Below are 8833 nucleotides of genomic sequence, written 5' to 3' on the forward strand. Positions count from 1 at the left end.
CGCCGCCCCCCGCCCCGGAGCCACCGCCGCGGCCGTCCGCGCGGATCGCCGTCGTGCTCGGACTGTCCGGGCTGGTCACCGGCTGCGCCCAGGTGCCCGGCGAGATCGACCAGGCCGCACGCGACGCGTTGATCCCGGCGATCACGTCCGAGCGGGCGGAGAGCTTCTTCGATCGGTACAACGAGGTGGTCGGCTCGGCCGCCGCCGGCTCCGGCGCGGCCCCGCTGGCCGAGGTCGAGGGCGGCACGCTCCTTGCGACGTCGCAGTTCGCGGCCGAGGAGCAGCAGGTCACCGGCGTCGCGCCGGAGGACCCGCCGGCCGCCGTCACGCCGTCGGTCGTGCTGTCGCCGCAAGTCGGCGGGTATCCGATGTGGGCGGTCGTAACGGGCGAGCCCTCCGCCGGCGGCGCCCCGTCCTGGTTCCTGCTCACCCGCGAGAACGCCGCGTCGCCGTGGCTGGCCAGCCTCGCCGTCCACCCGCCCGAGGGCGCGTCCGTCACCGCGCCGCTCACCGCCGACGGTGCCGCCGTCGTCGCCGACAACGCCGCCGTCCGGCGCGGCGACGAAGTGCTCGAGGCGCTGCGGGTCTACGGCGAGACGGGCGAGGCGCCGGAGGGCGTCGACCTCAGCTTCGCCGACGGCCTCACCAACCTGCCCGTCCACGGCCTGCAACTGGAGACCGCGCCGCCGGAGTTCGGCACCGCGACCCGCACCTGCGCCGTCGAGAGTCCCGACGAGATCCACTGGCTGCAGACCGAGTACGGCGCCGTCGCCCTGGCGTCGATCAGCTGCACGCAGTCGGTGACGGTGAACCCGGGCTTCTCGGTGGTGATCGAGGCGGCCGGCCTCGGCACCATCCCCGGCGGGTCGCAGATCTCGCAGGCGGAGATCTCCCAGAACGCCACCTTCATCCTCTCCGTCGACGTCGACGGCTCGGCCACGGTGGTCGGGCAGCAGATGCAGCCCATCGGCATGACCTGGTCGGTTCCCTGAGACCCGAAGTGCCTTGTCAGCCTCGCCAAGGCGCGGTGCCCTACGATTACCGGTGCGCGGGAGTGGCGGAACCAGGTAGACGCGCCAGATTTAGGTTCTGGTGTCTTCGGACGTGGGGGTTCAAGTCCCCCCTCCCGCACGCGGCCGTCAGGCGGCCGTCTTGACGTGCATCCAGAGCACGACGTCGAGGATGCGCAGCGGCGGGTCGAGCAGGTCCGACTCGCGGATCGCCGACTCCTGCGTCACCTCCTTGAGCCGCCGCTGCACCTCGCCGTCGGTGATGAGGTGCTGGTAGACGAGCCAGTCGACGCGGCGGTCCTGGCCGACGCCGAGCAGGCCGCGGGTGACGAGGGAGTCGCGGACGGGGAACAGCCGCGGCCGCTTGCGGGCACACAGCTTCGACGCCGCCACCCACTTGTTGCCGCCCAGTGCGTTCTTGAGCTGCAGGTGCAGGTGCTCGGCGGCGTCGAAGACGGCGTCGTCGGCGTCGGCGAGGTCGGTCTCGACCGGCACCATGCGCAGCGCCTTGAGGACGTCGTTGCGGTGCGGGCCGCCCTGCAGCAGCTGCCGCCCGGCGCGCGGCCCGACGCTGATGCCCAGCAGCGACGTGGCGTAGAGGTCGGCGGCGGTGATGCTGTCGTACTCGACCGGCCCGACGGCGAGGAAGCTGCGGCCGGCGTAGTTGGAGTCGCGGTCGTAGAAGAGACGGAGGTTCTCGACGGCGGCGGGGTCCTCGAGGGCTCCCAGCGCGGCCGACCGGGCGCGGTCGAGCTGAGCGGGGGACGGCCGACGAGCGCGTGTCGGGGTCACGACGATCATGGTGACAGGCTCCCCGGACAGAACCAAGGCGTTGATCGTCACGCGGACGCAGAGATTGCGGACGCTGGCAGCGCTAGGGCCTAGCGTGGGTCCATGGGGTACGCGTTCGAGGCCCGGCCGCTCACTCCGGAGACGTGGGCCGACCTGGAGGAGCTGTTCGCGATCCGCGGCGGATCGATCGTCCGTGGCTGCTGGTGCATGTACTACCGGCGTTCCGGTCCGATGTCGGTCAGCGCGGCAGCCGGCCCGGACAACAAACGCGACCTGCGGACGCTGGTCGACGACGGTGACGTCAGCCCCGGCCTGATCGGTTACGTCGACCGCGCCCCGGCCGGGTGGATCAGCCTGGGCCCACGCGAGGACTACGCCCGGCTCGAGCGCTCGCGCGTCATGAAGGCGGTCGACGACCAGCCCGTCTGGTCGATCATCTGCGCGTTCGTCGCCAAGCCCTACCGAGGCCGGGGTGTCCACCACAAGCTGCTCGACGCCGCCGTCCGGTACGCGCGCGAGCAGGGCGTGCGCATGCTCGAGGCGTACCCGGTCGACAAACCGGAGCGCAGCCACGACGACTTCATGTTCTTCGGGTCGCGGTCGCTGTACGAGCGTGCCGGGTTCACCGAGGTGGTGCGCCGCTCCCCCACGCGCGTCACTATGCGCCGCGCGCTCAGCTGACCGCCGCGAGCCCGCGCTCGATCAGTTCGGCCAGCGTCCGCTCGTGCTCCGGAGCCGGGTCGGACAGCGGCGGACGGACGGAGCCGACGGCGCTGCCGCGCAGCCGCAGCCCGGCCTTGATCAGCGAGACGGCGTAGCCCGCGCCGCGGTCGCGCAGCTCCGCGAACGGCAGGTAGAACTCGCGCAGCAGCAGGTCGCACGTGGCGTCGTCACCCGCCGCGAACGCCCGCCGGAACGCGACCGCGACCTCGGGCAGGAACGCGAACACGGCCGACGAGTACCCGGTGACGCCGATGCCGCCGAACGCCCGCGCCGACAGTTCCGCCGTCGGCAGCCCGTTGAAGAACGCCCACCGGTCGCCGGCCGCCAGCACGATCTTCTGCATCGCCTCGAGGTCGCCGCGGCCGTCCTTCAGCCCGGCGACGTTGCCGACGCTCAGCAGCTCGGTGACGGTCGACGGGGTCAGCGCCAGCTGGTCGCGCTGGTAGAGCACGATCGGCAGCGACGTGCTCGCCGCGACCGCCTCGACGTGCGCCACGAACCCGGCCGGCCCGCCGATGACCGTCGGCGGCGGGAACAGCAGCACCGCATCGGCGCCGGCGGCCTCGGCCCGGCGCAGGTACTCCGCGCCCAGCGCCGCGCTGTAGCCGGCGCCGGCGATCACGGGGACGCGGCCGCTTACGACCTCGACGGCGGCCGCGACCAGCTGCTCGTACTCGGCCGGCCCGAGGGCGAAGAACTCGCCGGTGCCGCAGCCGGCGAACACCGCGCCGGGCTCGTACGGGAGCCGGTCGTCCAGGTGCTTCCGGAACGCGGCGAGATCCAGCCCGCCGTCGTCGCCGAACGGTGTGACGGGGAAGAACAACACCCCGCTGTCGCCGAGCTCCCGAAGCGCATACGCCACGTCGCCTCCTTCGAGTTCATGTATCTGAACTAGTTAGCAGATGTGAACCCACCGTAGGCGGCGGCGCGCGACGGCGTCAACGCGCATCCCGGCCCGCCCAGCGAAGTTGATCTTGGAGTAACTGTGGTATCTATCGGACAAATCGCCCAAGAACTCCCCGGTTACTCCAAGATCAACTCGGCTGGGGCGGGCTGGGGCAGGCTGGCGCAAGCGACCGCGGCGGTCAGGGGCGGAGGCGGCCGAGCACGGTGGAGCGGGCGTCGAGGAGGGCGGCGACGATCTCGGCGCGCTTGGCATCGGCCATCCGCGGCACTGGGACCGAGCAGCTCATCGCGACCAGTGGCAGGTCGGCGTGCTGGAGGGCGACCGCGACGCACTGGAGGCCGACGGTGCCCTCCTCGTGGTCCTCGGCGTAGCCGGCTGCGCGAACCCGCTCCAGTTCGGTCGTCAGCGCCGCCTCCGACGTGAGCGTGTGCGGTGTCAGCGCGGCGTACTCCCCGGGCAGCGCCCCGGCCAGCTCGGACGCCGGCAGCGCCGCCAGCATCGCCTTGCCGAGCGCCGTCGCGTAGGCGGGCATCCGGCGGCCGGGACGGAACCGGACCCCGAGCGCCTGCAGCGAGAACTTCGACGCCAGGTAGAGGACGTCGCCGTCGTCGAGCCGGGCCAGGTGGACGGTCTCGTCCAGGCGGGTGCGGAGATCCTCCATCACGTCGTCGACGAGGTCGAGCACGTCGGACTCGTCCAGGCCGGACAGCCCCATCGCCCGGGCCCGATAGCCCAGCGACACGCCGCCGCGGCCGTCGTCGGCGATCCAGCCGTGGTGGGCGAGCGACGCCAGCAGTGCGTGCAGGCTGCTCTTCGGCATGCCGAGGGCGCGGTACAGCTCGGTGAACGACCGCGGCTCGCGCTCGGCCAGCAGCTCCACCAGCCGCAACGCCCGCTCGGCCGACTTCACCGACGGTGCCTGCTTCTCCTCCACGGCGGCCCATACTACGAATCCGCAGGAGCCAGAATGTGCGTACGTCGTACGCGTACGGTGTACGCTGTCTCCATGACCATCCTCGTCACCGGTGCGACCGGAAGCGTCGGCCGCCTCGTCGTCGATCACCTGCTCGCCCTCGGCGCCACTGACGTGCGCGCCCTTGTCCGCAACCCCGCCAAGGCCACGCTGCCCTACGGCGTCGAGGTCGCGACCGGCTACGTCGCCCAGCCCGACTCGCTGGACGGCGCCCTCGACGGCGTCGACCGCATGTACCTCACCTCGTACACCGACACCGCCGCGGAGGTCCTCGCCCGCGCGCAGAAGGCCGGGGTGCAGCACGTCGTCAGTCTGTCCGGCGAGCGGGAGAGCTGGTGGGGCTCGATCGTCGACGACGTCGAGGCATCCGGGCTGGACTGGACGCATCTGTGGCCGGGCGAGTTCATGGAGAACACGACCATCTGGGCCGACCAGATCCGTACCACCGGACAGGTCCGCGACGGCTACGCGTGGTCCGCGAACGCCGCCATCGCGATGGACGACGTCGCCGCGGTCGCCGCCGTCGCGCTCACCGGAGGCGGCCACGTCGGCCAGGCGTACGCCCTCACCGGCCCGGAGACGCTGACCCGGGCGGAGAAGGTCGCGCTCATCGGCCGGGCGCTCGGCCGCGACGTCCCGTACGTCGAGCTGAGCCGCGAGGACGCGATCGCCGAGCTCAGCAAGGCCATGGGCGAGTACGCCGAGTGGTACGTCGACGGCGAGAGCCAGCAGATCGACGATCCGCAGCAGCCCACCACCACCGTCGCCGACCTGCTCGGCCGGCCGGCCGCGTCGTTCGCCGACTGGGCGGTGCGCCACGCCGACCTGTTCCGCTGACGCGAGCCTCGTCACCGCGGCGATGCCGCATTAGAGTCGATATGTGACGGTCGTCGTCGTTCTGCTCATCGCGCTCGTCGTGGTGCTCATCATGACGGTGACGGTCGTTTTCGCGCGCCAGCCGGCATCCGGTACCGGGCGCGTCTCCCGGTACCGGCGCCGTGCCCGCGCGGCGCCACGGTTCCGGCTCGAGCGGCGCAGCCAGCACCGCTACGTCCTGCACAACGACGGCGGCCTGCCGGCCTACGACGTCCGACTCGACACCGGCGACCTCACCGTCACCGAGGGCGAGACGCACCTGCGCGAGTTCGGCCCGCGGCACGCCGAGCACTACCTGCTGATCCAGCCGATGTACGGCCGCGTCTCCGATCTCGTCGTGCACTGGCACCTCCGGCCGGGCGACGACGCGGAGCAGGTCACGCCGCTGCCGCTGGACATCGAGTCGGCGTCGGAGGGCCAGGACGCTTGACCGGCCAGACCGCGCGGCGCGCGGGATTTCGCCGAGGCCACCCACCGCCTCCGGTGATGACTTAAGGTCGTCAAATGCTTGGCCTGCCGGACCACATCAGGGCGTGCCTGTTCGACCTGGATGGAGTGCTCACGCCCACGGCGGAGGTGCACAAGGCCGCCTGGAAGGCGACGTTCGACGCGTTCCTGCGCGACCGCGCCGTGCGGACGGGCGAACCCATCGTGCCCTTCGACGTCGAGCGCGACTACAACGTCTACGTCGACGGCAAGGCACGGGCCGACGGCGTACGGTCGTTCCTCACTTCGCGCGGCATCACGCTCCCGGAGGGCACGCACGACGATCCCGGCACCGCCGACACCGTGCACGGCCTGGGCAACCGCAAGAACGCCGTGCTGCTGGAGCGGCTGCGCGAGGTCGGCGTGCGCCCGTATCCGGGCTCGGTCGCCTACCTGCGCGCCGCCGTCGACGCCGGGCTGCACCGGGCGGTGGTGTCCGCCAGCGCGAACTGCCGTGAGGTGCTCGCGGCCGCCGGCATCGAGGACCTCGTGGAGGTCCGGGTCGACGGCCGCACCGCACGGGCGGAGCGGCTGCGCGGCAAGCCGCATCCGGACTCGTTCCTCGCCGCAGCCGATCGGCTGGGAGTCGCGCCGGGCGAAGCCGCGGTGTTCGAGGACGCGCTCGCCGGGGTCGAGGCGGGCCGCGCCGGCGGCTTCGGGTTCGTCGTCGGCGTCGACCGGGTCGGCCAGGCCGGCGCGTTACGCGAGCGCGGCGCGGACGTCGTCGTCGCCGACCTCGGCGACCTGCTGGCGGAGGCACCCCGGTGATCCGCGAGAGTGCCTACCCGACCGAACCGTGGCGCATCCGGGAGGCGACGCTGGATCTGGACCTGCTCGCGCAGTCGGAGTCGGTGCTCGCATTGTCCAACGGCCACATCGGCCTGCGCGCGAACCTCGACGAGGGCGAGCCGTACGGTCTGCCCGGCAGCTACCTCAACTCCTTCTACGAACTGCGCCCGCTGCCGTACGCCGAGGCCGGCTACGGCTATCCGGAGCAGGGCCAGACCGTGGTCAACGTCACCAACGGCAAGCTGATCCGCCTGCTGGTCGACGACGAGCCGTTCGACGTCCGCTACGGCGAGTTGCGCGCGCACGAGCGGGTGCTGGACATGCGCGCCGGCACTGTCGACCGCACGGTCGAGTGGGTGTCGCCGGCGGGCCAGGCGGTGCGGGTGCGTTCGACCCGGCTGGTGTCGTTCATCCAGCGGGCCGTCGCCGCGATCTGCTACGAGGTCGAGCCCGTCGAGAAGGAGGCCCGGGTGGTCATCCAGTCCGGGCTGGTCGCCAATGAGGAGGTGCCGGTCACGAAGAAGGACCCGCGCGTCGCCGCCGTGCTGGAGGAGCCGCTGGAGTCCGAGCACCACCTCGCCAACGGCGCGGGCGGCCTGCTGATCCACCGGACGAAGGCCAGCGGGCTGCGCGTGGCGGCGGCGATGACCCACGTCGTCGACGGCCCCGACCGGACGGTGGTCAGCACGGAGGCGTTCCCCGACTGGGCGCGGACCACCATCGCCAGTGTGCTCAAGCCCGGCGAGCGTCTCAGAGTGGTCAAGCTGCTCGCCTACGGCTTCTCCAGCCGGCGTTCGCTGCCGGCCCTGCGCGACCAGGTCGGCGCGGCGCTGGCCTCCGCGCGGCTCAGCGGCTGGGACGGGCTCCGCCGTGGGCAGCGCGAGTTCCTCGATGCCTTCTGGGACGCCGCCGACGTGCGGGTCGACGGCGATCCCGAGGTCCAGCAGGCGGTCCGGTTCGCGCTGTTCCATGTACTGCAGGCCGGCGCCCGCAACGAGATGCGGCCCATCCCGGCCAAGGGCCTGACCGGGCCCGGGTACGACGGCCACCTGTTCTGGGACACCGAGATGTTCGTGCTCCCGGTCCTCATCTACACCCAGCCGCAAGCAGCTGCGCAGGTGCTGCGGTGGCGCCACGCCACCCTGGACCTCGCCCGCGAGCGGGCCCGCACGCTCGGACTGAAGGGCGCGGCGTTCCCGTGGCGGACGATCCGCGGCCACGAGACGTCGGGTTACTGGCCGGCCGGCACCGCTGCCTTCCACATCGGCGCCGACATCGCCGACGCCACCTTGCGCTACATCCAGGCCACCGGCGACGAAGCCTTCGAACGCGAGGTCGGCGTCGAACTGCTGGTCGAGACGGCCCGGCTGTGGCGCTCGCTCGGGCATCACGACCGGCACGGCGCGTTCCACATCGACGGCGTGACCGGCCCCGACGAGTACTCCGCGGTCGCCCACGACAACGTCTACACCAACCTCATGGCGCAGCGGAACCTGCTCGGCGCCGCCGACGCCGTCCTCCGGCACCCCGAGGTCGCCGACGCACTGGAGGTCGACGAGGAAGAGGCGGCCTCCTGGCGAGACGCGGCCCACGCCATGACCGTTCCATACGACGATGAGCTCGGCGTACACCAGCAGTCCGAGGGCTTCACCCGGTTCCAGGAGTGGGACTTCGAGGCGACCGCGCCCGACGATTACCCGCTGCTGCTCACGCACCCGTACTTCGACCTCTACCGCCGGCAGGTGTGCAAGCAGGCCGACCTGGTGCTGGCCATGCACTGGCGGGGCGATGCGTTCACACCGGAGGAGAAGGCCCGCAACTTCGCCTACTACGAGGCGCGCACGGTCCGGGACTCCTCCCTGTCCTCGTGCACCCAGGCCGTGATGGCCGCCGAGACCGGGCACCTGGAACTCGCCCACGACTACCTGGGCGAAGCGGCGTTGACCGACCTGCACGACAGCCATGCGAACACGAGCGACGGAGTCCATCTCGCCTCGCTCGCCGGATCCTGGCTGGCCCTCGTGGCCGGCTTCGGCGGGATGCGCGACCACGGCGGCGTGCTGTCGTTCGCGCCACGCCTGCCGAGCCGGATCGAGCGGCTGGACTTCTCGCTGTTGTGGCACGGCCTGCGGCTGCGGGTGAGCGTACGTCGAGGCGAGGTGACGTACTACCTCCGCGAGGGCGACCACGACGACGGATCCCGCCTCGACCTGCTGCACCACGGCGAAGCGGTGACCGTCCGCGTCGGCGCGCCGGTCACCATCCCCATCCCACCCG

General features: G+C 72.0%; 9 protein-coding genes and 1 tRNA gene. 7 read left to right on the forward strand and 3 right to left on the reverse strand.

Annotated elements, in window-relative coordinates:
* Positions 1 to 992: DUF8094 domain-containing protein (locus tag E1262_RS29700; protein ID WP_203454730.1), on the forward strand; the 992-nt coding region annotated here is incomplete at its 5' end.
* Positions 993 to 1048: 56 nt separating this feature from the next.
* Positions 1049 to 1131, forward strand: a tRNA-Leu gene (locus tag E1262_RS29705).
* A gap of 8 nt (positions 1132 to 1139) precedes the next feature.
* On the opposite strand, the gene E1262_RS29710 is transcribed toward E1262_RS29705, so the two are convergent.
* Positions 1140 to 1802 (reverse strand): DUF6308 family protein, encoded by a 663-nt coding sequence (locus E1262_RS29710; protein WP_132107953.1) that lies wholly within the window; start codon positions 1800 to 1802, stop codon positions 1140 to 1142.
* Positions 1803 to 1904: 102 nt separating this feature from the next.
* On the opposite strand from E1262_RS29710, the gene E1262_RS29715 reads away from it, so the two are divergent.
* The gene (locus E1262_RS29715) at positions 1905 to 2483 is read left to right on the forward strand and encodes a GNAT family N-acetyltransferase (RefSeq protein ID WP_132107954.1); all 579 of its coding nucleotides are present in this window, start codon (positions 1905 to 1907) and stop codon (positions 2481 to 2483) included.
* On the opposite strand, the gene E1262_RS29720 is transcribed toward E1262_RS29715, so the two are convergent.
* On the reverse strand, positions 2476 to 3387 hold the full coding sequence (locus E1262_RS29720; RefSeq protein ID WP_132107955.1) for a 5-dehydro-4-deoxyglucarate dehydratase: 912 nt from the start codon (positions 3385 to 3387) through the stop codon (positions 2476 to 2478). The genes E1262_RS29715 and E1262_RS29720 overlap by 8 nt on opposite strands.
* Positions 3388 to 3610: 223 nt before the next feature.
* Positions 3611 to 4366, reverse strand: a complete 756-nt coding sequence (locus E1262_RS29725; RefSeq protein WP_162606143.1) for an IclR family transcriptional regulator — start codon at positions 4364 to 4366, stop codon at positions 3611 to 3613.
* A 72-nt stretch (positions 4367 to 4438) separates the two neighbouring features.
* Here E1262_RS29725 and E1262_RS29730 point away from each other — a divergent pair, with 72 nt between their 5' ends.
* The 4 genes from E1262_RS29730 to E1262_RS29745 form a co-directional block, all read left to right on the forward strand.
* Positions 4439 to 5242 carry an NAD(P)H-binding protein gene (locus E1262_RS29730; protein WP_132107957.1) on the forward strand — a complete coding sequence of 268 codons (804 nt, stop codon included), beginning with the start codon at positions 4439 to 4441 and terminating at the stop codon, positions 5240 to 5242.
* Positions 5243 to 5285: 43 nt separating this feature from the next.
* Positions 5286 to 5711 (forward strand): hypothetical protein, encoded by a 426-nt coding sequence (locus tag E1262_RS29735; protein ID WP_132107958.1) that lies wholly within the window; start codon positions 5286 to 5288, stop codon positions 5709 to 5711.
* A 74-nt stretch (positions 5712 to 5785) separates the two neighbouring features.
* A complete protein-coding gene (locus E1262_RS29740) occupies positions 5786 to 6535 on the forward strand; it encodes an HAD family hydrolase (protein ID WP_132107959.1) in 750 nt (249 codons plus the stop codon).
* Positions 6532 to 8833, forward strand: a 2302-nt coding sequence (locus E1262_RS29745; RefSeq protein ID WP_132107960.1) for a glycoside hydrolase family 65 protein, incomplete at its 3' end; no start/stop codon positions are given. The genes E1262_RS29740 and E1262_RS29745, both read left to right, overlap by 4 nt.

The sequence above is a fragment of the Jiangella aurantiaca genome (assembly GCF_004349105.1).
GTDB lineage: Bacteria > Actinomycetota > Actinomycetes > Jiangellales > Jiangellaceae > Jiangella > Jiangella aurantiaca.